This window comes from Leptolyngbya subtilissima AS-A7 (genome assembly GCF_039962255.1).
Lineage (GTDB): Bacteria > Cyanobacteriota > Cyanobacteriia > Phormidesmidales > Phormidesmidaceae > Nodosilinea.
Genome location: NZ_JAMPKY010000001.1, coordinates 971,043 through 996,258, shown reverse-complemented (window position 1 = coordinate 996,258; position 25,216 = coordinate 971,043). Strand labels below are relative to the sequence as shown.

Here is a 25,216-nt window from a genome sequence, read left to right as displayed (position 1 = left end):
GGCTAGAGTATAGCCGCAGTGCTAGCGGGGGTTGACAGCAGCAGGGTTTCGGCCTCTTCTGCGGGCAGGGGTTTGGCAAACCAGTAACCCTGGCCTAGCTCGCAGCTCAGGTGTTGCAGGTGGCAAAGCTGGGCCTCGGTTTCGACCCCTTCGGCGATCGCGGCCATTCCCAGGCGATTGCTCAGCGTAATAATGGTCTCCACAATGTCAGAGTTACGGCGGTTGGCCTCCATGGCCATGACAAAGGAGCGATCGATCTTGAGAGCGTCGACGGGGAGCTGGTGCAGGTAGCTGAGGGACGAATAGCCGGTGCCAAAGTCGTCGATGGTGACGGTAAAGCCGTGGTGTTTGAGCTGCTGCAAAATCGTTACCATGGCCTGTATGTCTTCGATCAGGGTGCTTTCGGTAATTTCGAGGTTGAGGTGGTGGCCTTGAAGTCCGGTTTGCCCTAAGATGCGGGTGAGATCACTAAGCAGATCGGCGCGCAGTAGGTCTTTGACCGAAAAATTGACGCTCACCGTCAGATCGGCTCGGTGGGGGTAGCGCTGGTGCCAGATTGCTAGCTGCTGGGTAGCTTGGGTCAAGACCCAGCGATCGAGGGGGACAATCAGCCCAGTCTCTTCAGCGATGGGGATAAAACTATCGGGGGAAATGAAGCCGCGGGTGGGGTGCTGCCACCGCACCAGAGCCTCAAACCCTGAGATCTCCTTGGTCTTGAGCTGAAAAATGGGTTGGTAGTAAAGCACCAGCTGATCGCGATCAATGGCGTCGCGCAGCTCCTGCTCGAGCTGAAGCCGCTGTAGGGCTTGCAGGTGCATTGACTCGTTAAACACCACGTAACGGCCTCGCCCCTGAGCCTTGGCCCGATACATGGCAATATCGGCGTCGCGCAGGGAGTCGGAGGGGCTGTGGTAATCGCCCACACCCATCACAATGCCGATGCTGGCGTTGAGAAAGACGTTGTGCCCGCCTACAGTTAGGGGCACTTGCAGCTCTTGCAGCAGCCGTTCGGCAATGCGCACGGGCTCGTGCAGGGTGTCGATGTCTTCGAGCAGCAGCACAAACTCGTCACCCCCGAGACGAGCGGCTAGATCACTGGTGCGAATCAGCGATCGCAGCTTCTGGGCCACCAGCACTAGCACCTCATCTCCCGTCAAGTGGCCGAGGCTGTCGTTGATCACTTTGAAGTGGTCTAAATCGAGAAACAAGACCGCAAACTGGCGCTGGCTACCGCGCTGGCAGCGCTGAATGGCCAGTTCAAGCCGCTGCATCAAAAAGTTGCGGTTGGGCAGCTGGGTGAGGGCATCGTGGAGGCTGTTGAACAGCATCTGATCGGCCACGCGGCGGTGCTCAGCCTCGGCCAGCCGCCGCTCGGTGATATCGGTATACGTGCCGCTCATGCGCAGGGGGCGGCGGGCGTCATCCCACTCGACGACTTTGCCTCGGTCGAGCACCCACACCCAGTGGCCCTGGCGGTGGCGCAGCCGAAACTCGCAGTTGTAGGCGGGGGTGTCGCCCTCAAAGTGGCGCTGCAGAGCGACCTTTTTGTGGCCCCAGTCGTCAGGGTGGACAAACCGCTGCCAGGTGTCGATGCGGGCGGGGCCGAGGTCGGCGGTGCTATAGCCCATGAGCGCCGCACAGCGATCGCTGGTCCAGACTTCCCCGGTTTGCACCTGCCAATCCCAGATGCCAATGCCAGAGCCCTCAATGGCTAGGTGCAGCAGCTCGCGGGTGCGATCGAGCTCGCTCATCGCCGCCCGGCGGTCGCGGCGGCTGTGGGCCTCGCGCACCTCGCGCCGCACTGCCTCGGCCAGGCGAGAAAGATTGTCTTTCATCACGTAGTCGTGGGCTCCGGCCCGCATCATGGTGACGGCGGTGGCCTCCCCCACGGTGCCCGAGATCACGATAAACGGCAGATCGCAGGGGCTTTGCTGCAGTATCTCCAGGGCGGCGGGGGCGTTGAACTGGGGCAGCTGATAGTCAGACAGCACCACATCCCAATCCTCAGCCTCCAAGGCAGCGCGAAAGTCGTCTGCCGTTTGCACCTGCACCCAGCTAGGAGCGAACCCCGCCCGCCGTAGCTCGCGCAGCAGCAGCAGCAGATCGTCGTCAGAATCTTCTACAATTAGCGCCCTTAGGGGTTCAGCAGTCATGGCAGAGTGGGAGGCAGCTCACTTATCAATGCCCAATAGAGGCCGAGCTGGCGCACGGCTTCGGTAAACTCGTCAATGTTGACGGGCTTGCGAACGTAGCTGTTCGCTCCCAGGCTGTAGCTTTCAATGATATCCCGGTCTTCGCTGGACGAGGTAAGGATGACGACCGGCAGCAGTCGGGTGCGATCGCTGGCCCGAATCTGTTGCAGCACCTCTAGCCCATCGATCTTGGGCAGTTTGAGGTCGAGCAGCACCACGCAGGGTAGTGGGGTTGAGGTAAACACCTGCCGCAGGGCCTCTTCGCCGTTGCGGGCAACCACGATAGTGTTGCTCAGGTTGCTCCGGCGCAGGGCGCGCAGGGTCAGACGCTCATCGTCGGGGTTGTCTTCGACTAGCAGAATGGGGCGCAGCGCCGTCATGGCTGCACCTCGACCCCTGGGGCCTGAGGCAAGGTGAAGTAGAAGGTGGCCCCCTGCTCGACGGCGGCGACGGCCCAGACCCGCCCCCCCTGACGGTGCAGCGCTCGCTGCACCGTCGCCAGGCCAATGCCGGTGCCGGGAAACTCGTCGGTGTTGTGCAGACGCTGAAACACCCCAAACAGCTTGTCAGCGTAGGCCATGTCAAACCCAGCGCCGTTGTCGCGCAGGTAGTAGACGGGCTCACCCTGCTGCCTTTCAAGCCCAAACTCAATGCAGGCGCTGGGCTGCTGGGCCGTAAATTTCCAAGCGTTTTGCACCAGGTTGGCGATCGCCACCCGCATCAGCGTTGGGTCGGCGGTTACGGTGAGGGCGGGGGCAATGGTGACGGTGGCCGTGCGATCGGCATCCACCCTCTGCAGTTCATCGATCTGCTCCTGCACCAGGGCGCTGAGGTTAATGGACACGTAGGTCATGGCCTGGCGCGACACCCGCGACAGCCGTAGCAGATCGTCAATCAGCTGCCCCATGCGGCCGACGTTGTGACGAATGCGGCTGAAATAATCTTGCCCCTCTTCCCCAAACTGGTCGCCGTAGTCTTCGACTAGGGCGCGGCTAAACCCGTCAATCGCCCGCAGCGGAGCGCGCAGGTCGTGGGAGACCGAGTAGGCAAAGGCCTCGAGCTCGTGGTTCGAGGCTTCGAGCTGGGCGGTAGTGCGCAGCAGATGCTGCTCAGCCTGCTTGGCCTCGGTAATGTCAGCGTTGGTCCCAATCATGCGTACGGGTCGACCGTTGGAGTCGTACTGGGCTACGGCAGTGGCTCTGATCCAGCGGAGTTCGCCGTTGCCCCGGTCAATGCGAAACTCAAGGGTGGGCGGGGAATCGCCCTCAAGAATACGGGCAAATTCGACATCCATCCAATTCCTATCTTCGCTATAAATGCGGTGACGCCAATCTTGAAGAGTCAGCCCTGACTCTCTAGGGGTAAGGCTATACATGGCATACATGCGCTGATCCCAGTTGACCTGTTCAGTCATCAGATCCAGCTCCCAGCTGCCCAATTTGCTCGACTCTAGGGCCAAGGACAGCCGTAGGGACAGCTCTTGCAGTTGGGTCTCTGCCCGCTTCTTCTCAGTAATGTCGTAGTTGATACCTACCATGCTGAGGGGCTGCCCCTCGGGGGTGCGATAGACCAATGCGGTGGCCTTAATCCAACGCAGTTCGCCGTCCCTGCGACAGATGCGAAACTCACCGTCATAAGGGGCACCGGTTTCGAGGGCAGTCTGGAGGGCCGCTTCTGCTAACTGCAGATCGTCGCTGTGAACCCGATTGCGCCAGTCTTGGTATGTAGTAGGCCGTTCCTCATCAAAGTCATATAGCTCGATCAGGCGCTGATCCCAGTTGATGTCATTGGTGACGACATTCCAGTCCCAACAGCCAAAGCTCCCCGATTCTAAGGCTAGCGTTAACCGGGCTGAGAGGTCCTCAAGCTCAACGGTGGCCTGTCTTTGGTCGGTAATGTCGTAGTTAATGCCGATAATGCTTACGGGCTGGCCATGGGCGTCTCGCTGTACCAGAGCGCTAGAGTGAATCCAGCCTAGACTGCCATCACCCCGCCAGACTCGAAACTCCACGTCGTAGGGGCTATTGTTGTCAATGAGAGCCTGGGCAGCGGCTTCAACCCACGCAAGGTCGTCGGCATAGACCTGGACTCGCCAGTCTTGGTAGGTGGCCTGATGCCCCAACCGAGCAAAGCCGTACAGGTCAATCAGGCACTGATCCCAGATCACCTCATCGGTGCCTAAAACCCTTTCCCAAATGCCAATACGGGCTGATTCGAGGGCCAGGGAAAGGCGCAGCGACAGGTTTTGCCTCTCAGCGTTGTGCTGCTTGCGTTCGCTAATGTCTTGCACGGTGCCGGTTAGGTGGGTGAGCTGGCCAGCGCTATCAACCAGGGCTTCGCCCTTGGCGTGGATATAGCCCTCGCTGCCATCGGCGCGCACAATGCGAAATTCGTCGTCGTATGGCTGGTGGGTCGTCAGGGTCGCCTCTACGGTCTGACGGTGGCGGTTTTGATCGTCTGGATGGAAGCAGCTTTGCAACGCCTCAAAACTGAGGAGGCTGGTCCCTACTTCTAGGCCAAAAATGCGGTAGACCTGCTCTGACCAAATGATGCGATCGGTGGCCACTTCAAACTCCCAACTGCCCAGATTACCAATGCGCTGAGCTTCCTGAAGATGAACTCGACTTTTTCTCAGCTGTGCGTCGGTCTGCTTTAGCTGGGTGATGTCAACATGGCAGCCTACCATCTGCCTGGGATGACCGGCGTCATCCCAGGCAATCACCTGGCCAGCGCAGATCACCCAAACAATCGAACCGTCTTTGTGGCGATAGCGCACTTCATTGTAGTAAGGCACCTGGCCGTGGCTCTGAATATGTTGATTGAAATTGTCCAGGGTGGGGGACAAATCCTCGGGCAAAATCAGGGTTTGCCAGGTGTCGATGGCGTCAGACAATTCGTGGTCGGCGTAGCCAAACATGCGCTTGAGGCTAGGGCTCATATAGGCGGTGTTGGCGACAAAATCGATATCCCAATAGCCCGCCAAAACTGATTCTAGGATGCGTTCTAGCAGCGCTAGCTCGTGGCGCAGCTGCTCGGTTTTTTGGCGGCTGGCGGCGGCGGCTTTGCGATCGCTAATATCTGTAAAATAGACCGTGGTGCCCTTGCTGTCGGGATAGAGCCGCATCTCAAACCAGCTGTCTAAGGGCGGAAAGTAGTACTCCAAAAACTCGGGCTGCTGCTGCTCAATGGTGCGGTGATAGACCTCGTAAATGGGGGTATCCACCGCCTCGGGGAACTCGTCCCAGACGTGGTTGCCGAGGATCCTTAACGCCGATCGCCCTAGGATTTGCTCGCCGCTGGGGTTGAGGTATACGCAGCGCGAATTGCGGTCAAAGGCAATAATGCCGTCGTTGATGCGGTCAAACACGCGGACTAGCCCGTCTCGCGCCGACTGGGCTTCGCGCTGGGCCGTCTGGGCCTCGGTGAGCAGTCGCTGCTGGGTCTGCTGGGCCACCACGCGATCGCTAATGTCGCGCGAAATACACAGCAACGACTCAATCTGGCCTTGCTTAGACCACTCGGGGGCGATCGCCATCTCAAAGTGTCGCCAGCCGTTGGCCGTCGGGGTGGTGAATTCAATCGACTGCTTCTCTCCAGTAACTAGCACCACAGCCGCCGCCGCTTCCCAGTCGTTGACCATGGCGTCGTCAAAACCGAGATCGCGACAGGTTTTGCCCAAAAAGGCGGCCGCATCCATACCCAAAATTCTGGTTAGCGCCGGGCTGACGTAGAGATGGCGCAGGTTGCGATCAAACCGTTCAATAATATCGGGGGAGTTTTCGACCAGATTTTGGTAGTGCTGGCGAGCTTTATATGGGGTATTGGCGAGCGTTCGCTGCGCTCCTAGGCCAGCTTTCTTCAACCTGGCCCAGAGATCTTCCGGAGTGAAGTCCTCTGCAAAGAGGTAATCAGCGGCCCCGAGCTTCATTGCCTCTAAGGCAGTGCGCTCCTGCCCAGGCCCAACCAGCACCACCACAGGCAGGGGACGCTGCTGGCATTCGCCCAGGGCGCTCAAAAATGCTAGCCCGCTGCCTGCGGCCCAGACTAAGTCTAGGACGGCCCAGTCTGCCATGCCGGTGAGCCACAGGTCCAAAGCTTGGGTGAGCGTAGCGGCCTCGATCAGGGTAAAGGCGGGCGAGGCGATCGCAGCGGGCGGGTTAAACCGGGTGCGTTCAGCGCCGTCCCCAACCAGCAGCAGCAGGCTCACTGGGTCACGCGGTGCCGCTTCTTGGTGCAAAGGGCCTTCTTCTGTAATTGGGGTCTGAGACCGAGGCTGGGCCATAGCACAACGCCACAACTGAGCAGAGCAACAATCAACTCTAAGGGATGATCGATCTACTGTTTAAACTACCTTGACTATCCTGGCTGCCCCAAAGTAGTCACATAAATCACCGCTTCGTCGGGTGGAATGCCCAACACCTCATTGACTTGGTCGTCGAAAAAGCCGCCGATGCCGCTCACCCCTAGCCCCAGCCGGACGGCGGCCAGATTGAGCCGCTGACCCAGGTGTCCGGCATCTAGGTGCAGATAGCGATAGACGCGATCGCCGTAGGCCGCCACCGCTCCCGCTAGGTCAGCGGTGTGAAACACCACGGCGGCGGCATCGCGGCCCAGCTCTTGCCCCAGACAGAGGTAGTGCAGCTCGCGGCGAAAGTTTTTAAAGCGCACCTGGCGCAGCTCTTCACTGCGGGGAGCATAGTAGTAGCAGCCATCGTCAAGCCCCTCGACTCCGCAGGCCACCACGAAAGTATGCACCAGGCTGCGATCGCAGTAGTCGGGGTCGGGGTCAAGCCCCTGGTTAGAATAATGGTGGGGCTGGTAGGTAAAGTCGAGCAATAGCCTCAGCGCCTCTAGGGAAATTGAACCACCGGTGTAGCGCCGGGTCGATCGCCGTTTGAATACCGTGATCTCTAGCTCTTCTAGCTGGGGTCCCCAGGCGATCGAGGCGGTAGTAGTGGGCACCCGCAACCCAAAGGGCAAGTTGTACTTATCTTCGAGGGTATCAGCGGGCTGGGGGGTATCGCCCGTGGGGCGCATCGCCCACGGGGGCACATCGGCGGTGGGGGCAATGGCAGTCGCCTGGTGAAAATAACTCAGCAGTTCTCCATCGGGCACCGATGGGAACTGGGTCTGGGGTGACGTAGCAAAGGCCACCTGGGCACAGGGCAAGTTTTGCTCCACCAGCAGCAGGTCGGCCAGGGGCAGTACCGCCAACGCTCCCTCCTGGGTGGCGTCGATGTAGAGCAGCTCAGCCACAGCCTCGTCAGCAAAGCTGGCCACCAGGTGGGGGCGATAGTCAACCAGGGCGCAAGCCAGCTCCAGATTGCCCAATAGATGGCCCACATCAAGGCAAATGCGGCGGTAGGCTCGGTCTTGGTAGCGCCAGGCGGAACGGTAGAACACCCCCGTCACCACCAGGGCTAAATGGGTGGCCTCCAGTGCTGGGTGCCAAAAGCAAGCCCGCTGTAAATTCTGCCAGCCGTGGTCATCCCAGTAGCGCCAGAGGCTGTGGCTGCGGGCCTGGTAGTTGTAGAGCCCCGCTGGCAGCAGCCGAGTACCACGCGAAATAATATAGATCTCCGCCGGATACAGCCCTCCCGCCGAGGGGGCCGATCGCAGGTAAAAGGTCTGCCCCGTGGCAGTCGGAAACTTGGCCGTCAGCCCGTAGGCGTTGATCAGCAGCCGCGACAATCGCATCCAATCGACCCGCTCGCTGTCTGGCTCCGGCGGGTTGCTCTCGTCTATATAGGGTTTGAGGTCAATCTCGGTCCCCACCCGGTAGGTCTTGAAAGGAGTGGGCTGGCGACTGTAGTCGAGGGGCCGTGCCTTCGACTCAAGGGTGTCGGGGTCGTACTTGGTACGGCTGTGGTAGTGCTGGGCGATGGAAACCAGGGCGTCGGGCATGGCCGGAGGGGAGGGTGCGATGATCAAAGGCCGACCCAAAGGGCCATCGCGGGCCGCGCCGGGCAGGTGTGATCAGTGTAGCCTACAGGAAAAGCATGGGATCGCTGCCCCCGGCGACTCTCCCAATCGAGCATCTTGCCGATGGGCAGTCAGCATCTAGCCAAGTGCTAAGTACCAGGTCAGCACGACTTCAAAACGATCCGTGGCATGCTCCTGGGAAAACGCTACGTCAGCTGAAGCCTGTCGGTACCATCAAAGGTTTGAGTCCTGAGATCCGGACGGCCAAACACAACAGCTCAGTGGAAGAAGCTTAAAGAGCGAGATCAGCCCCTGTCGAACAAGCAAACCAGCGCTAAAAACCTGAAGAGAAGCTTAACGCGCTCATGTTGCGAAACGTAAACGTTTACATTGGCAGGTGACGTTTAGTTGAGCACAAATACTCAGGCTTACAGCCTGATTTCAGCAACAGCGATGGATCGACTTACAAAAGATGCCCTGCTGGCGGCATACCAAAACGGTCAGCGATGCTTTGCAGCGATCGATTTGACCGGGGCTGAATTGTTCGAAGTAGATTTGCGTCAGATCGACTTGCAGGGTAGCTGTCTAGACGAGAGCTACATTCCCTACAGCAATCTCAGCGGGGCCAAACTGGGGGGCGCGAGCTTAGTAAAGGCCCATTTGGGCGACGTCAACCTCTACGGGGCCGACCTGCAAGCCGCACTGCTGACCGGGGCTGATCTAGGTCGTGCCGATCTGCGCGGGGCCAGTCTGTGTGAAGCCGACCTGCGTGGGGCCAACCTCAGCGGGGCCGATCTGCGCGGTGCTAACCTCAGTGCCGCCAATTTAGAAGGGGCTAGTCTCAGTGGAGCCAGCCTTAGCGGTGCCAGCCTTAGCGGTGCCAACCTCAGCCGGTGTAACCTGTTTCGGGCAACGGGGGCCGACCTGGTCGAGAGCCGCTGCGACGGTACGACAATTTTGCCCAACGGCTACAACTATGGCCGTTAGAAAGGCCACTAGTGGCCAGTAAACCCCCAGCCAAATGTTGCCTGCCCCTGCCCTAACCCTTTGAAGTATCAGGTATCCTAGTCCTATTCCATTAGGACAGTCCTGATGAGGCAGCCCATGCGTTCCCTGGCCGATGTTCCCCGACCCCTATTGCTGCTGGCGCTGATGTTGATCAGCGGCGGGGTGGTGCGGCCTGCGATCGCGCAAGATTCTCAACAAGCCAAGCCTCAACTCGTTGCCCAAGCCTCAGAACCAATGCTGCTGGCCCAGACGGCGACCACCGCCGAGCTAGAACGGCTGAGCACTGAGGCCGATCTAGCCTTTCGTCGCGCCACCACTCTATTTTTTGTCATGTTGGGCACGCTGCTGCTGCTGCTCAGCGTTGGCGTGGTAATGCTGTGGCTGATGCGGCGATCGGTGATTCAAGAAGTCTCTGTCGTTGTGCGCAACCAAATCAACGACATCACCGATTTAGAAACCAAAATTCAAACGGCCACCCGCGACCTCGACTACATTCTCAATCAGGCGAAAGAGCGCGCCGCCGAGTTAGACAGCCGTACCGATCGCTTCCAAGAAGAAGCGGTAACCAAAAAGCAGGTGCTCAATCGGCTGGTGGATGACCTGGCGGAATTCAAAGCGCGCACAATCAACGATTGGCAGTCGACCCTGAGCGATTTGCAGGTGAAGCTAGAGTCGACCGAGGCCAACTTCGTGGGTCACTTGACCGGGCTGCGGGCGACCGCCGATGACGAAATCACCACCCTGCGCAAAGACACGCAGCTTCAGCGCGACGTCGTGTTTCGCACCCTCGAAGAAAATCAGACCGGCTTTTTGCGCGATGTGAACCGACTGCGCAGCGATGTAGAAGTGCATCAGGATGCGGTGCTGCAAAAGATCGGCAACGCCGAAACCAGCTTTGCTGACCAAATGGGCACGATGACCCTAGCGATGCAGGAAGAGCGCGATCGCGTCATGGTGGCCCTAGCCGACCTGCGCCAGCAGCTCACCACCCAGGCTAGCGACCAGGTTGAGCGCCAGGCCGCCACCATTGCCGAGGCCCTAGAGGCACTGCGCCAGGGCAGTCTCACTCGTCTGCAAACCCAAACCGAGGAGATCAGCCGCCAGCTGGGCGATCTGCAAGTGAGTGCCCTAGGAGAGCGCGACTTGGCGTTGCAAACCATTCAGCGCTCCATCGACGAATTTACCCAGCGGTTTGCCAACTTGCGCAGTGAAGTGGATGGTCAGCGCAGTCGCATCTTGGCTGATCTGCGCCGTCAGGCCGACGAGTTTTTGGCTCAGTTTGGTGGCCTGAAGATCGATATTCAGAAGCAGCAGGATATGCTGCTGGGCGACCTGCGCCGCGCGGCGGATGAGGCCCTGGAGCGCTTTACGGCTACCCGCGCCGAGGTAGATGCTCGCCAGCAAAACACCCTCGACGACTTTCAGCGCACGGCCCAGACGTTGCAGGGTCAGCTCAGCCAGATGGCCACCGAGGCCGAAATTCAGCGATCGACGCTGCTGGCCGATGTGGAGGGCACCGCCAACGCCTTTCGCCAGCAGGTGCGGGTGCTGCAAGAGGCGGCAGGGGAGCAGCAGCTCCAGGTGCTCGACGGTCTGCGGGCGATGGAAGCGGCCTTTGCCGAGCAGCTCAATCAGGTACGTGGCACTATCTTTACCCGCCGCGATCGCATCCTCGACAAAATCGACACCTTCGATGCCCGCCTCAGCGAAGATTTGGCTACTTTGGGCAGCACCACCGCCGAGCGCGAGGCGGCGGCCCGCACCCAGCTCGACGGGCTGATGGCCGAAATGGCGGAGCGCTTTGCCCGATTGGAGGCCGATATTGAGGCCGGGCGCGAGGTTAGCCTGGGTCGTTTGGGCGATTTACAGCAGAGCTACCGGGTGCGGCTAGAGGCCATCCAGGCAGAAGCCCAGCACCAAAAAGACGAGATTATGCGCCGCCTGGGCGAAGTGTCGCCCCAGTACCTGGCCGACTCGTTTATGAGCGAGGCGCGGCAGCAGTTCGAAACGATTACCGACAAGATTGGTCGGCTCGAGACCAACCGACCCCAGCTGTTTCTCACCGCCGATGAATATATTGGCCGGGGCGATCGCTATCTGGCTGACGGCGACTATGCCCTGGCGGTGGCCGAGTATGACAAAGCCCTCGACATTCAGCCGGTCAACACCCAGGTGTGGCTCAACCGAGCTACAGCCCAGCAGGCGCTAGAGCAGCTGGAGGGGGCGATCGATTCCCTCGACCATGCCCTAGAGCTAGAGCCTAAACACACCGTGGCACTGCTGCAAAAGGGGCTTATTTTGCGGGAGCTGCGCCGCCACGAAGACGCCCTGGGGGTATTTGACCAGCTCACCGAAATTACCCCCGATGACGCCAAGGCCTGGCTCAACCGGGGCATGGTTCTGAGCCGCCTCAAGCGCCGCGAAGATGCGATCGCCGCCTTTGACCGAGCGCTAGAGATTCACCCCGAATATCACGAAGCCTGGGTTAACCGAGGCGTGTCCTACGGCATTTTGCAACAGCACGAGGAGGCGTTTAACTCCTTTGACAAGGCGGTGGAGTACCAGGCCAACGATGCGATCGCCTGGCTCAATCGGGGTCTGTCGCTGATTGAGCTAGAGCGCTACGACGATGCTCTGGCCAGCTTTGACAAAGCCACCCGCTTCAACCCTGACGCTCCTAAGGGCTGGGATAATCGGGGCCTGGCCCTGGTGAAACTGGGGCGCGATGAGGATGCGATTAAGAGCTTTGATCGAGCGATCGCCCTTGACCCCGACTATCCCAAGGCCCACTATCACAAGGCCCTCTGCTACGCCCTTCAACGCCAGTTCGACAATGCCATGGAAGCGCTACAGCAGGCAGTGCGCCTCGATCCCGACTACCGCGAAGAAGCTCGTACCGAGCCTGCCTTTGATGAACTCTGGAGCGACAACTGGTTCCGCGAACTGGTGGAATAGCGCTCGTCAATGACTGCCGCTGAAGGTGATTTGAAACGGCCAGTTTTTGTTCTCGATCGCCCAACAGTGAGCACGATTTCTCCCGAGTAGTTAGCATTACAGAGTTTATCTGGCCAGCCTACCTGAAGCGCGATCGCCCCATCCCCTGCCACAACCCTGGGGAATGTGACTAAAATGTGGTGCTGCAATAGGGGCAACCTTGATCAAAATTTTGCTCTGGGCGTTGGGAATTGGGGTGTTGGCGATCGCGATCGCCGAGCTGCTGCTGCGGGTGCGCTATGGCCTGGGCAACCCACCCCTCTATGTCGCCGATGCCCGTACCGGCTACCGCCTGGCCCCCAACCAAAATCTGCGGCGGCGGGGCAACCGCATTGAAATTAACCAATATTCGATGCGGGGGCCAGCGGTGGCTCCCCAACGCCCGACCGATGCCCTACGGGTGTTGATGGTGGGCGATTCCATTGTCAACGGCGGCTGGTGGACCGATCAAAGCGAGCTGCTGTCGGTCAAGGTGCAGCAGGCGTTAGCTGACCTACAGCCGCCAGGGGTGCAATCGGTGGAGGTGCTCAACGCCTCGGCCAACTCTTGGGGGCCGCGCAACGAGCTGGGCTATCTGCTGCGGTTTGGCACCTTTGAGGCCCAGTTGGTGCTGGTGGTGCTAAATACTGACGATCTGTTTGCGATCGCCCCTAACAGCTACGAACTGGGACGCAACCCCGCCTACCCCATCCGCCGTCCGCCCCTGGCCCTGTGGGAGGTGGTCCAGCGTCGGCTTAGCTATACCCCCAGCCCCGCCCTGCAAGCGCTGCATGACCAAGGCGGCGATCGCGTGGGGGTCAACCTAGAGGCCCTACGCCAGCTCAACCAGGTGGTGCAAGATGCGGGCGGGCGACTGGCGATCGCCATGACTCCCCTGCGCCGCGAGCTTGATCCCGATGGCCCCCGCGACTACGAATTGGTGGCCCGCCAGCGCCTCACCGTCTTTGCTCAAAACGAAGGGATTCCCTACCTCGACGGTCTGCCCCTGTTTCAGCAGACGGCCCATGAACAGCTCTACTTCGACCACATTCACCTCAGCCCCGAGGGCAACGACTGGGTGAGCCAAGCCTTGGCTAAGCTCCTGCTCGAACTTTGGAACCGTCCTTCCGACTCAGCCCTGCCATCCACCCATGAGCCTCTGAGCGATCTGTGGTGAGGAGACACTGCTTCCAGCAGCAAGCAATCCGGCTCTAAACTCCTACAGGTTCACCGGTCAAGCCGCTTATAGAGCCGGACGACAGCGCTACGGATACTTCCGCTCTGCGATTGAGCTTAATCAAAGCTGACTGCAAATTTCTGCGACAACAGGTGAATTCTGAATTAGGAAAGCCAAAAATGCCAAAACTCAAGCCTATCAGCCATTTTTTCACTTTTTTCTCTTCTATTTTCGTTCTTCTGCCATAGATCTGTCCTTGGGGTGAAAGCTTAGACGATCATGTTGCGACATAACACAACATTTTTTAATGCTGTGTTACATTGGGCCTGGTCACGACGGCCAACGTTTAGTGCCAACCTCAAAGGAGAGTTTCCGATGCACCCCCAATCCGATTTCACGCTGGAGCGGCGGAAGGTCGACATCCTCCAACTGTTCTTCTTTCTGATCGGAGCACCCCACATCTACGGTGCCCTGCGCTCTACTGAGCGACAGCGGCAAGCTAAGCCGCCCCTGATGCAATATCTGGCAGTTGGGATGCTGGCGATGGCGATCGCCAGTGCTGCTGAAATGTGGCTGATGTAAGAGGTATAGGGTCTAGGGTATGAGGCTAAAAACCGACCCTAAACCCTACACCTTGAACCCTACACCCTCTATCCCTGCTGCTGAAGTTCGCTGTAGGCGGCATACACCCCCTGCACCGTATACCAGTTGAGAAACACCCGCGCCAGTTCCAAAGCCACGCGGGGCTTGCCTTGGGCAATCAGCCAGCGCAATAGAGGGGCCATGGTGCGCTCGTTCAATCGCCCGCCAGCGGTGAGCAGCCCCCACAGCAGTCGGTGCAGCCAGGTCATCTGAATCATCATGCGCACCTCGCGGGTGGGGTGCTTCTGGTAAAAGATCGCTCCCATGCGGCCTCGCTGAATTTCTTGGTCAATCATCTTGGGAATTTGATCGAGGGAAAAGGGTGGGTGGTAGTGGTAGCCCACGGCTTCGGGCACTTTGACCATAGTGACACCCAGATTTTTGAGCCGCACTCCCAGTTCTAAATCCTCCCAGCCGTACTGGCTAAACTCGGTGTCGAACAGGCCAGCGGTCAGCAGCCAGTGGCGGGCGATCGCCAGGTTAGCCGTATCAAAAAAGGCGTTGGAGAAATCCGTCACCTTGACGGGTTCGGCGGTGGGCTGTTCAAAGTTGCTGGTATTGACCAAGCGACCGGCGGTGAATACGCGATCGTCTCCTAACCGCTGGTAGGCGTCGGCTAGGGCCTGGGCGTGGGCTTGGAGACTGCCCGGCGGCATAATCACATCGCTGTCCACAAAGACAATAGTGTCTCCCTGGGCCACCTGCACTCCGTAGTTGCGGGCCGCCGCCGCCCCTTGGTGGTGACGCTCCACTAGCCGCACGTGGGGAAACTCGGCAGCAGCGGCTTGTAGCCACTCGATCGTGCCATCGGTAGAGCCGTCATCTACCACTACCAGTTCGTAGTCAGTAATTAGGGCGGAGTCAAAGACCTGGTTCTCAAGGGCACGCAAGCACTTTTCGAGAATGGGCTGGCGATTGTAGGCGGGGGTAACAACGCTAAAAAACACAGCGGGCCTCCAAATGGCCCTAATATCCTAGCGCCTTGGCCTGCTCTAGACGCAATTGGGCTATGCCCCTATCTATCCCAAAAAATAATGGCATATTCAGTATAAATGAACTAAAGTTCATGTGTATTTATAGCCGACGAGCAATGGGCGCCAAGACAGAGTCAAGGACGAGGATAGACAGCGGCCATCAGTTAGGGTGGAGGCCTTGGCAGGGAATGACTCTGGCCCTCGTGCTGCTGACTACGGCCTGCTCCGGTTCTCGCCCAGAGCCCAGCCCGCGCAACGTCACCCTGCACCAAAAGTGGGCGCTGCAGCCCGGCGATCGCCTGGCAGGATACTCAGTACAGAGCGGCCTAGGCGACATTACGGTCGATCTCAAGGGCAATCGAGTGTTTATGCCGTTTGATGGTCAGGTGCAACCTGCCGAAGGCAACGCCGACCAGTGCATCATTTTGTCGAGCCCAGATGTGCCGGCCTACCTGTTTCGCCTCTGCGGGCTGCGCCAGGTGAAGCTGGGCGACCTGTCCCAGGGTGAGACCATTGGCAGCGGCAACACCGTGGCCTTCGCCACCCTCCGCCGCCAGGCCGATGGCACCTGGGCGATGGTAGAGCCCGCCAAAGAGCTGCTGGCGCAGTTTTTAGATCGACCCTAAGCAGTCACTCCCCCTCCGGCAGTCCCTCCAACAAGCCCCCCTCCGCCGGAGCCCCGATGGGGGTGTCTATACCCGGCAGGGGTTGCAGTGGGTCGGTTTCAGGAGTCTCTGCCCCCAGCTCGCGCAAAATTGGGGTCGCTGGTTCGGGCTCCTCTAAAAACACCGCCGACAGCACCGCTTGTAGCGTGGGAGCCATGGCAATACGGTTTTTGTAAACCAAAATCACCCGAGTCAGGGTGGGTAGCTGATTTTGCTCAGCCACGAGGTACAAGGGCTCCACGTAGATCAGCGACTGTTCGATGGGAATCACCAGCAAATTGCCCTGCTGGGCCTGGGATCCCTGGGTATCCCAAAGGGAAATGCGCTGAGAAATTTCGGGATCCTGGTTAATGCGGGCCTCGATCTGCTCGGGGCCAAACACCAGCTCCTGCTTGGGAAAACGGTAGAGCAGCCGCAGCCCGTAGCGATCGCCATCCGACCTCGCAGCCAGCCAGGCAATGAGGTTGTTGCGCTGGGCCGGGGTGAACAGCCGCAGCAGCACAAACTCCTCGGTGTCTTCCTGGGGCAACTTCATGATTAGGTAGTAGGGCTCGACCTGTTGTGACTCTTTAGCGTAGATTTCGCTGGGGGCGCGCCACTGGTCTTCCCGGTTGTAAAACACCTGGGGATCAGTCATGTGGTAGGTCATGAGCGAGTCGGCCTGCACCGAAAACAGATCCTGCGGATAACGGATATGGGTGCGCAGGCTATCGGGCATGGCCTCTAGCGGCTCAAACATGGCGGGCAGCAGCTGACTCCAGGTTTGAGTGATGGGGTCGTTGGGGTCAGCGATAAAGAAGCTGATTGCTCCGTTGTAGGCGTCAACTACTACCTTGACCGAATTGCGAATGTAGTTGAAATCGTTGTCGCCGGGGTCAGAGTAGGGGTAGCGACCGCTGACAGTGTAGGCGTCGATCACCCAGTAGAGGTAGCCCTCGGTGTCTTGGGAATCGTAGTTTTCGACGGTGAGGTTGGGGTCGCGATCGCGAAAGCCCTCAAAGCTGACCGTGCTCGGAGGACGGCTGCCGTGGACCGGACCAGTGCCCCACCGCCGCGAGGCGTTACCAATGTCAGCGGCCACCAGGTAGGGGTCGGTGTCAAAGCGTAGAAAAGGCGCGATCGCCCGCACGCGATCGGCAATGTTGCGGCGAAACAGCAGTCGCGTATCGGCAGTAAAGTCTTCGGTAAACAGCATGCGCCAGTCGAGCAGGTAGCGGGCAAACAACAGCCGCCGCCAAATGCTGCCCAGATTGATGCCGCCCCGGCCTAGATAGGAGGTATAGACATTCTCGTTGCCGCTGGGGTAGTCAAGCTCCAGCAGTTGGGTGTTGGTCATGACGTAGGTGTCGGTGAGCTCCCCAAAATATAGGCGCGGCTCCCCAATGGGAATGCTCTGGCGCACCTCATCATTACTGGGTAGGTTGTTAATGCCGCTAACAAAGTAAGTCGGTAGCCCGTCGGGGCCAGCGGTATTCACCGGGCTCATGGTAAAGCCGTAGCCGTGGGTATAGACCAGGTGCTCGTTCACCCAGGTTTTGGCAATCTCGGGCACCCGCTCATAGTTGAGTTCCCGGGCTGAGATCATCACCTGGCGGCGCTCAGAGCGGCGGTCCTGGTTCAAAATGTTGTAGCGATCGAAGTCGGCATCTTTGAACTCGTAGTACAGGCGAATCTGCTGAAGCTGACGGTTGCTATCGAGCAGCGGACGCGAATCCCACAGCCGAATATTCTCGAGGGTGAGATCGTTTTGCTCCAGGTCTTCAGCGTTGATGTTGCCGCTAGAGTCAAAGGGTTCTGACTCAATAGCCTCCAAATCAAAAGCCGAGCGGGTGAGCGCAATAGAATTAGTAATGTATGGGCGTTCACGCTGAAGTTCGTTGGGCTGCACTATCAGCCGTTGCACTATAGCAGGCACCAGCACCAAGCCCAACAGCGTTAACACCAGGTAGCCACAGATGCCTTTGATCAGCAGGCTGGCGTGCCCCATCCCCACCCACCACCCCTGAGGAGCTTTAGCGACACCAGCGGGAGGACCTTTGCGCATGGGGTTGATGTATGTCGGGGTCCACAGCAGCCCTCGGCTGAGAAAGACCAGCCCCAACCCCAGAGTAAAGAGCGACAGCAGCCAGTTGGCGGGCAGCACCACGTTGACGTGGGCGTAGCCAGCGCCATACACTACGCCTTCGTTGGAATAGAGCACGTCGTAGCGCTCTAGCCAGTGACTAACGCTGGTAGCCAAAAACAGCAGTCCAGCCAGGCTGTAGAGGTGCTGCTGCTGAGCGTCTGAAAAGCCATAGAAACGCCCTTGACTGAGGGTATTATCCCTGAGCAAATAAACCAGGTACACGCTGACCAGAGTAAAAAAGAGTCCGCCAACCACCCAAAATTCGAGCAGGCGCAGCACCGGTAGCCGAAAAATATAGAAAGCAATGTCACGGTTGAAGATCGGCTCTGTCTGACCGTAGGGCACCGGGTCGAGAGAAAGTAGCACCGCCGGCCACTGCTTGGCCAAAATTAGCCCGTAGCCGAGGCTCATGAGCATGGCCGCCAGTCGCCCCAGCTGTCGAGGATAAAGCAGAAAGGCCACGGTGCTAATGCCCAGGGCGATCAGCAGCCAGGGCTGAGCAATGAAAATTTGGCCAACGACCGTAAATAGCTGTAGCTTGGGCCACAGGGCCAGGGGTGTAGTGGAATCGTAGAGGGTGGTGGTCTGCTGCCAAAAATCGCCGGCAATTTGTCCCTGGTAAATCAGCTGCAAGCCCAGCAAAAAGCTCAGGGTGACCCCCAACAACAGCAGCCCACCGAGGCCTAGACTGCTGGCCTGATCGCGGCGATCGCTAGGTTTCTCCATCGGCTGAGCGCGATCGGCCAGCGCCAGGTTGCCCCAGGTAAAGCCCAAGGTGCACAAAATAGGAATGATGCCGAGCAGCAGCTGTGATTTAAGCCGCAGCCAAAACACCTCTAGGTAGTTGACTTCCTCAAACCAAAGCTGCTCGGCTTGAAGATTAATAATCGCATCAAAAAAGATCAGAGTTAGCAGCCCTAGACCCAGCCACCCCCATCGGGGCAGACTCTTTGCAAATGCCTTAGTGATCATGGGCCCTACGGATCGACACCTACCCCAGCAGTGCCTAGATTGTAGCGCCGCCGGGCTGAGCCGCTATCAACAGCTCTTGTTCTCAAAGTCACACTGGTAAATAAAGGGCTCTTGCCACTGCAGCGGAATTTCGAGCAGATCGCGCACGCCAGTAATGCCCTGACTAATGAACAGCAGCACCGCTACGGTGTTGAGGGCGGCGTGGGTCAGCCGCCAGCTCTTAGACTTGTAAATCTCGGGCAGGGTGGCGAGGGCAAAGATCATCAGCATCGCCGCCCCCATGCCCAGGTAAAAGTGAGACACCGGCCACTCATAGCCACGCCGAAACACCCCCGGCTGCATACCCAACAGCCAGAGCCCCATGCCGGTCAAGGTCGCAAAGGTACCCCGCCAAACCCGGTTGCTGGAGCGATACAGCAGCACCAAAGCTCCTAGGGTGAATGCGTACATAGCCACCACAAACACCCCTCGAAAGAGGTCTTCAGCCCAGACATTTTCTTGGGAAAGGGTCTTGAAAATTGGATGGGCTAAACCTAAGAGCACTAAACTCACCACTGCCCCGGACAGCCATTGCCCAACCCGCACATGCTCTTTGCCCACCACTGGAGAAATAGTGGTTTTGGCTTTGTCGGCGACGGCTAAACGCCGCTGGCGGGTCTGCACCGCAAAATAAACAGCTACGCCAATCAGCGGCATCACCACCGTAACAGCCAGAAACGGGTGCAGCAGTCTGAGCAGATCGGGGACATCTAACATGGGGCTTCCTGAAAAGAGGCGTGGTTGGGCTAAGTTTTTCCTACTTTAGAGCACAGCTCTTAACCGACACCGTGATTCGCCGCACAATCTCAAGTGTTGGCAACCCGAGCGATGGTCAAAGACCGGCCCTGACGAGCGATTCCCCTAAGGGGACGCTTTGCGATCGCCCTACTTCCACTCGTCTACAGGTGCCATCCTAACAACGTCGCTAAGCCCAAAGATTGAAGCGAGATAGGTGCTGCTCTAGGGCTTTAGGAATCTGCTTGGCAATGTCGGCCTTAGTCTTGAAGGTCAGCCGGTTTTGAGCGGGTAGGTCAAAGGGGTACTGCCCGACAATGTCCGATCGCTCCATTTGGGCCAGCAAAATCTGCTCGGCGGGCTTTGCCTGGAGGGCGTAGCCCATCTCCACGCAAACGTGGGGGCTGGGCAGCAGCAGCGTGGTGTTGCCATCCACAGCTGCGATCGGGGTGCCATCGGCCACAAACAGCAGCGACTTGCGAATTTTGCGGGTGAGAGCACTGTTGAGCCGAGCGGGGCCGTCGCTGAGCCGATGGGACACCTCTAGGGTGAGGGCAATGCGAGACTTCTTGTTAAAGCTTTCGATCGCATCGGTGAGGGCCTGATGCAGAGCCTCGGCCGACTCGCTGTACTCCTGCTGATAGCAGAAGTAGACAATCGGCTCTAAGCGGGCCATGACATCTAGCTTAGTGAAGTAGATCTCGTGGCTGATCAGGTCAATGTTGGCAATCCCGTAGCCGCCACTGCCCTCAATGTAAAACTCCACGGTTTCGCCATCGAGATACCGCTGAAACCAGGCCGACTGCTTCACATCGGCACTGTCGTCTAAAAAATCAGCCCGCAGTGCCGACTTCAGCAAGCTGTTTTTGCTCAGTCGCAGGTCATGGGGCCGCTGCTCTAAATCTCGCACCGGCTCGTAGGCTTCGAGATACCAGGCTTTGAGGGCAATAATGGCCATAACGAGTCATCCTCTAGGGCGGTGGGCTGGCCTTAAAGGCCGGTCTGCTCGGGCGCGAGTCCGAAATATCGCTTGATTCTAAGGCCAGATCGAGATTTGGATGGGAACAAAATCGAAAGAAATGTTGAGTCACACACGACCTAGGGCTTACAACGCCTTAGAGGTCGGGGTTTTGAACCAATATCAGCGCGTTTTCTCCAAGTTGCTGCTTCAAGCGCTGTGCCCGTTGATATTACATAGTTCAATTGTACTAAATTTTTCACAATAGCGGAGGACTTGGTTTAGGCTATTTGGGTCTGCTCCCGTGCTTTGCCCCCAAGGATGCTTGCCATGATTGACCTCTATTACTGGACGACCCCCAACGGCCACAAGGTCACCATTTTTCTCGAAGAAGCTGATGTGGACTACACCCTCAAGCCCATCAATATCGGCAAGGGCGATCAGTTTAATCCTAACTTTCTGGCGATCGCGCCCAACAACCGCATCCCCGCCATTGTCGATCATGACCCAGCTGACGGCGGTGAGCCCCTGAGCCTGTTTGAGTCAGGAGCAATTTTGCAGTATCTAGCCGAAAAAACCGGGCAGTTCTTACCGTCGGGGCTGCGCGATCGCGCCAACGTCATGCAGTGGCTGTTTTGGCAAATGGGCGGGCTGGGGCCAATGCTGGGTCAAAACCACCATTTCGGCAGCTATGCCCCTGAGAAAATTCCCTACGCCATCAACCGCTACGTCAAAGAGACCGAGCGTCTCTATGGCGTTTTAGATCGGCAGCTTGAGGGCAAAGACTTTATCGCCGGCGACTACTCCATCGCCGATATGGCCTGCTATCCCTGGATTGTGCCCTACGAAACCCAGCAGCAAAACCTGGAGGATTTCCCCAATTTGAAGCGCTGGTTTGAGGCGATCAAAGCGCGGCCAGCGGTGGAGCGGGCCTATGCGATCGCCGAGTCAATGCGCGCCGAATCAACCATGAGCGATGAGGCCAAGGCGATCCTGTTTGGTCAGGGACGGCGGTAGGAAAGTGAGGAAGATAGGGAGATGAGGGGATGGGGAAGAAAATCAGCAAAATCTTCCTCATCCTCCTTACCTTCCCTATCTTTTCCTAGGCAAGCACCCCATTCAAAAAAATATCCGTCAAACACTCGGCCAGATCTTTCATCGCCTGGGGCGAGGCGGCTTCGTCACCGAGGGTGTCTTGGCTAAACCCGGCGACCGTAAACATGCCCAAAAAGACGCGCGCCACCATGCGGGCGTTCATCGGTCGGTAGACGCCGCGATCCATGGCGGTTTGGAAGAAAGCTTCGGCGACGTCAATCATTTTGCCGATCACTTCGGTTTGAATTTGCTCCCGCAGCTCGGGGTGAAACTGCGCTTCCATAAAGCACACCCGCATCAGGGCCGAGTTCTTTTGCAGATTAAGCATGCGCCGCTGCATTACCTGGCCGATCGCCTTATAGCTAGCCATTTCGCTCAGCTCAGTCAGCAAGTCGGTGAGAATTTCGACCCAGCCTTGGCTGGCCACCGCCACTAAAATCGCTTTCTTATTCTCAAAATGGCGGAACAGAGTGCCCTCAGCCACCCCAGCGCTCTGGGCCAGTTCGCGGGTAGTCGTGCCCCCATAGCCGTGCTTAGCAAACAGCTTTAGAGCCGCTTTTAGAATCTTGGTCTCCGTATCGGTTTCCGCAGGGGCGGTTTTGAAGAAAGGCACCATCACAAAAACCCTCAAGAGTAAGCACAGATTCGGCTTCTGTGGCCCATTGTGACCCCATTTTTCCGCAGCCCGAGGCCGGGTTCACATAACCTCATAAAACCTGAGATAACTACTCCTAAGGGTGGTTGATGACTCTAATTGAAGTCGTCAAGCGACCGGGCTGTCTGTGACAGATTTAATGCCTAGGGTCTAGGGTTTAGGGTGCCCGGTTTAAGGCAGGCTATGCATCTAAGACCTTGAACCCTAAACCTTGAACCCTAAACCCCCATTAACCTGTCAAATTTGGCTTCGCAAACCCTTAAGCTGCTGGTTCAGCGGCGGCTAGAGTTTGCTTAACGATCGCATCGCTAATCTGCCGCTGGAGGGTAGTATCGTCGGCAGAACGCTCCAAAATGCTGTTGAAAGTGTCGATCGAAAGCCCGTCAGCCTCAATGGCTTTTTCCATATCGCCTTCGGTGCTCTGGCGAATAGCGATGATGCGATCTACGGCCGCTTTAAACTTTTTGTCGTCTTTTTTAGAAATTTTGGCTTTCTCAGCAATTTTAGCCATATCTTCGGAGCTTTCGGCTGCATCGGTGAGCTGAGTCTCTGCGATCGCATTGAATCGCTCAATGGTCAGACCTTCGTCTTCTACGGCCTTGGCCATCTCTTGCTCGGCCTGGAGACGCAGCGTTTGCACCTGCTGGTAAACCTTAGCAAAGGTGGCAATGTCGGCGTCGCTAAGGGGCGCACTGGCCTCAACCTCGGGCAATTCTACCCCAGTAGCCTGGGCGAGCAGGGGGGATAATGGGCTGGCCCAAGCTGCCCCTGGGGTCAGCCATGCCAGCACTATTAGTAGAGCAGCAACACAATATCTCACCATAACGGGGTCTCCTGATAACGCGAGTCAGCTTGGACAATCTTTCCTAGCCTAGCCCTTTGTTAACACATCGGCATGGTGGCGCAGATGGTCAGCCATAAAGGACGCCATAAAAAAGTAGCTGTGATCGTAGCCCGGCTGCATGCGTAAAACTAGAGGTTGTCCGGCCTCTTTGCAAGCGTCTGCAAAAACGTCGGGCAGCAGCTGATTTTGCGCCAAAAAATTATCGGCGGTGCCCTGGTCAATCAAAATGGTGCGATCGCACTGAGGGTAAACCTTCACCAGCTCCGTCGCGTCGTAAGCCTTCCAGCTATTGGAATCTGCCCCTAGATAGCCCGAGAACGCCTTCTGACCCCAGGGGCATTGGGAGGGGGCGGCGATCGGCGCAAAGGCTGAGATCGATTTGAATAGATCGGGATTGCGCAAGCCACAGACCAGCGCCCCGTGGCCCCCCATGGAATGGCCAAAAATGCCCATGCGATCGCGCCGCACCGAAAACTCCTGAGCGATTAGCTCCGGCAGTTCTTGCACCACATAGCTGTACATGGAGTAGTTTTTGCTCCAGGGCGCTTCCGTGGCATTCACGTAAAACCCAGCTCCAATGCCAAAGTCCCAGGCCTCCGGCTCATCGGGCACCCCTTCACCGCGAGGGCTGGTGTCGGGGGCCACTAGCATAATGCCGTGTTCCGCAGCATAGCGTTGAGCTCCGGCCTTGCTGGTGAAATTGTCTTCGGTGCAGGTCAACCCCGACAGGTAAAACAGCACAGGCACCGGGCCAGTCTGCGCCTGGAGCGGCACAAATACTGCAAATCGCATCTCGCAGTTGCAGACATCAGAGGGATGGCTGTAGTAGCTAACTGTGCCATCAAAGCAGGCATGTTGTTTATGGAGAGTAAGGGCCATAGGGGTAGATGGTAGAGAGTTTGTGGGATAGCCTCTCGGCTGTCTATCTGGGACAGGCAGGCTCCCTATTCCACCCGAGAAAAGCAGGTGGTTTCAGGTTTGTGAGATAGCCGTCCCGGTTGTCAAAAAAGAGACTAAAACGTCACCACGCTGCGGATACTCTCACCCCGGTGCATAAGGTCAAAGGCCGTGTTGATCTCATCTAGCGGCATGACGTGGGTGATCAGGTCGTCGATGTTGATCTTGCCATCCATATACCAATCAACAATTTTGGGTACGTCGGTGCGCCCCTTGGCTCCACCAAAGGCCGTGCCCTTCCACTCCCTTCCGGTCACTAGCTGAAAGGGGCGGGTGCTAATTTCTTCGCCAGCGGCAGCGACACCGACAATGACGCTGACACCCCAACCCTTGTGGCAGCACTCCAACGCCTGACGCATCAAATTTACATTGCCCACGCACTCAAAGCTGTAGTCGGCCCCGCCGCCCGTTAATTCCACTAGGTGGGCTGCCAAGTCGCCCTCCACCTCCTTTGGATTGACGAAGTGGGTCATGCCGAACTTGGTGGCCAATTCTTGACGGTTGGGGTTGATGTCAACGCCGATGATTTTGTTGGCCCCCACCATGCGGCACCCTTGAATAACGTTGAGACCGATGCCGCCCAGGCCAAACACCACCACGTTTGCACCGGGTTCAACTTTGGCGGTGTTAATCACTGCGCCCAGACCCGTGGTGACGCCGCAGCCGATATAGCAGACTTTTTCGAAGGGGGCATCGGAGCGAATCTTAGCCAAGGCGATCTCGGGTACTACCGTGTAGTTCGAGAATGTGGAGGTGCCCATGTAGTGGAACAGCGGCTCGCCCCCTAGGGAAAATCGACTGCTGCCATCGGGCATAAGACCCCGCCCTTGGGTGAGGCGGATAGCCTGGCAGAGGTTGGTCTTAAAGCTGAGGCAGTATTCGCACTGACGGCACTCAGGCACATAGAGCGGGATCACGTGATCGCCGGGTTTGAGGCTGGTCACACCGGGGCCGACTTCGGCCACCACTCCGGCCCCCTCATGACCCAAGACTGCTGGAAACAACCCTTCGGGATCTTTGCCAGAGAGGGTGTAAGCATCGGTGTGGCAAATGCCGGTGGCTTTGATTTCGACTAGCACTTCACCCTCTCGGGGCCCCTCTAGCTGAACGGTTTCAATAGTCAGGGGTTGGCCAGGGCCAAGGGCAACGGCAGCTTTAACATCCACGGGCAAGATCTCCTTTGGGGCAGTCGAAACGGTGTCGTGGATGCCAAGCGCAGAATTTTACAGTCTGTCGCTTGGTATCAACGCATGTCATGGGAATCGCCAATTTGGCTAGTTTGG

The 25,216-nt window shown here is 58.0% G+C and carries 18 protein-coding genes; 6 read left to right on the top strand and 12 right to left on the bottom strand.

Annotated elements, in window-relative coordinates; all coding sequences use genetic code 11:
• Nucleotides 1-2 precede the first annotated feature (2 nt).
• From NC979_RS04470 to NC979_RS04455, 4 genes are all read right to left on the bottom strand, one after another.
• Nucleotides 3-2,153, bottom strand: coding sequence for a putative bifunctional diguanylate cyclase/phosphodiesterase (locus tag NC979_RS04470; protein ID WP_190524268.1), 2,151 nt, complete (start codon nt 2,151-2,153; stop codon nt 3-5).
• Nucleotides 2,150-2,572, bottom strand: a complete 423-nt coding sequence (locus NC979_RS04465) for a response regulator (RefSeq protein ID WP_190524265.1) — start codon at nt 2,570-2,572, stop codon at nt 2,150-2,152. Before NC979_RS04465 ends, NC979_RS04470 begins: the two co-directional genes overlap by 4 nt.
• Entirely contained in the window at nt 2,569-6,474 is a 3,906-nt protein-coding gene (locus tag NC979_RS04460; protein WP_190524261.1) for a PAS domain-containing protein, read from the bottom strand. Before NC979_RS04460 ends, NC979_RS04465 begins: the two co-directional genes overlap by 4 nt.
• Nucleotides 6,475-6,548: 74 nt before the next feature.
• On the bottom strand, nt 6,549-8,096 hold the full coding sequence (locus NC979_RS04455; protein ID WP_190524257.1) for a SagB/ThcOx family dehydrogenase: 1,548 nt from the start codon (nt 8,094-8,096) through the stop codon (nt 6,549-6,551).
• A gap of 471 nt (nt 8,097-8,567) precedes the next feature.
• Between NC979_RS04455 and NC979_RS04450 the strand changes: the two genes are divergently transcribed.
• From NC979_RS04450 to NC979_RS04435, 4 genes are all read left to right on the top strand, one after another.
• Nucleotides 8,568-9,101 carry a pentapeptide repeat-containing protein gene (locus NC979_RS04450; RefSeq protein ID WP_190524254.1) on the top strand — a complete coding sequence of 178 codons (534 nt, stop codon included), beginning with the start codon at nt 8,568-8,570 and terminating at the stop codon, nt 9,099-9,101.
• Nucleotides 9,102-9,206: 105 nt separating this feature from the next.
• A complete protein-coding gene (locus tag NC979_RS04445) occupies nt 9,207-12,077 on the top strand; it encodes a tetratricopeptide repeat protein (RefSeq protein ID WP_190524251.1) in 2,871 nt (956 codons plus the stop codon).
• A gap of 199 nt (nt 12,078-12,276) precedes the next feature.
• Nucleotides 12,277-13,272, top strand: coding sequence for an SGNH/GDSL hydrolase family protein (locus NC979_RS04440; protein ID WP_242024198.1), 996 nt, complete (start codon nt 12,277-12,279; stop codon nt 13,270-13,272).
• Between the two features lie 375 nt (nt 13,273-13,647).
• Complete coding sequence (locus NC979_RS04435) at nt 13,648-13,854, top strand: hypothetical protein (RefSeq protein ID WP_190524248.1); 207 nt, start codon at nt 13,648-13,650, stop codon at nt 13,852-13,854.
• Nucleotides 13,855-13,922: 68 nt separating this feature from the next.
• Here NC979_RS04435 and NC979_RS04430 read toward each other — a convergent pair whose 3' ends face one another.
• Entirely contained in the window at nt 13,923-14,861 is a 939-nt protein-coding gene (locus tag NC979_RS04430; RefSeq protein WP_190524245.1) for a glycosyltransferase, read from the bottom strand.
• A gap of 215 nt (nt 14,862-15,076) precedes the next feature.
• Here NC979_RS04430 and NC979_RS04425 point away from each other — a divergent pair, with 215 nt between their 5' ends.
• Entirely contained in the window at nt 15,077-15,514 is a 438-nt protein-coding gene (locus NC979_RS04425; RefSeq protein WP_190524241.1) for a hypothetical protein, read from the top strand.
• A gap of 4 nt (nt 15,515-15,518) precedes the next feature.
• On the opposite strand, the gene NC979_RS04420 is transcribed toward NC979_RS04425, so the two are convergent.
• The 3 genes from NC979_RS04420 to NC979_RS04410 all read right to left on the bottom strand — a co-directional run bounded on the left by NC979_RS04420 (nt 15,519) and on the right by NC979_RS04410 (nt 20,382).
• The gene (locus tag NC979_RS04420) at nt 15,519-18,650 is read right to left on the bottom strand and encodes a UPF0182 family protein (protein ID WP_190524239.1); all 3,132 of its coding nucleotides are present in this window, start codon (nt 18,648-18,650) and stop codon (nt 15,519-15,521) included.
• A gap of 66 nt (nt 18,651-18,716) precedes the next feature.
• Nucleotides 18,717-19,406, bottom strand: coding sequence for a DUF4079 domain-containing protein (locus NC979_RS04415; protein WP_190524235.1), 690 nt, complete (start codon nt 19,404-19,406; stop codon nt 18,717-18,719).
• 208 nt (nt 19,407-19,614) lie between these two features.
• A complete protein-coding gene (locus NC979_RS04410; RefSeq protein ID WP_190524233.1) occupies nt 19,615-20,382 on the bottom strand; it encodes a hypothetical protein in 768 nt (255 codons plus the stop codon).
• A gap of 330 nt (nt 20,383-20,712) precedes the next feature.
• Between NC979_RS04410 and NC979_RS04405 the strand changes: the two genes are divergently transcribed.
• Complete coding sequence (locus tag NC979_RS04405; protein ID WP_190524230.1) at nt 20,713-21,399, top strand: glutathione S-transferase N-terminal domain-containing protein; 687 nt, start codon at nt 20,713-20,715, stop codon at nt 21,397-21,399.
• An 85-nt stretch (nt 21,400-21,484) separates the two neighbouring features.
• Here NC979_RS04405 and NC979_RS04400 read toward each other — a convergent pair whose 3' ends face one another.
• The 4 genes from NC979_RS04400 to NC979_RS04385 form a co-directional block, all read right to left on the bottom strand.
• A complete protein-coding gene (locus NC979_RS04400; RefSeq protein WP_190524228.1) occupies nt 21,485-22,093 on the bottom strand; it encodes a TetR/AcrR family transcriptional regulator in 609 nt (202 codons plus the stop codon).
• A 298-nt stretch (nt 22,094-22,391) separates the two neighbouring features.
• Nucleotides 22,392-22,955, bottom strand: coding sequence for a DUF4168 domain-containing protein (locus NC979_RS04395; protein WP_190524227.1), 564 nt, complete (start codon nt 22,953-22,955; stop codon nt 22,392-22,394).
• Between the two features lie 48 nt (nt 22,956-23,003).
• Nucleotides 23,004-23,855: an S-formylglutathione hydrolase gene (gene fghA / locus NC979_RS04390; protein WP_190524224.1), complete on the bottom strand. Its 852-nt coding sequence runs from the start codon at nt 23,853-23,855 to the stop codon at nt 23,004-23,006.
• A gap of 134 nt (nt 23,856-23,989) precedes the next feature.
• Nucleotides 23,990-25,099, bottom strand: a complete 1,110-nt coding sequence (locus NC979_RS04385) for an S-(hydroxymethyl)glutathione dehydrogenase/class III alcohol dehydrogenase (RefSeq protein ID WP_190524221.1) — start codon at nt 25,097-25,099, stop codon at nt 23,990-23,992.
• Nucleotides 25,100-25,216: the final 117 nt, after the last annotated feature.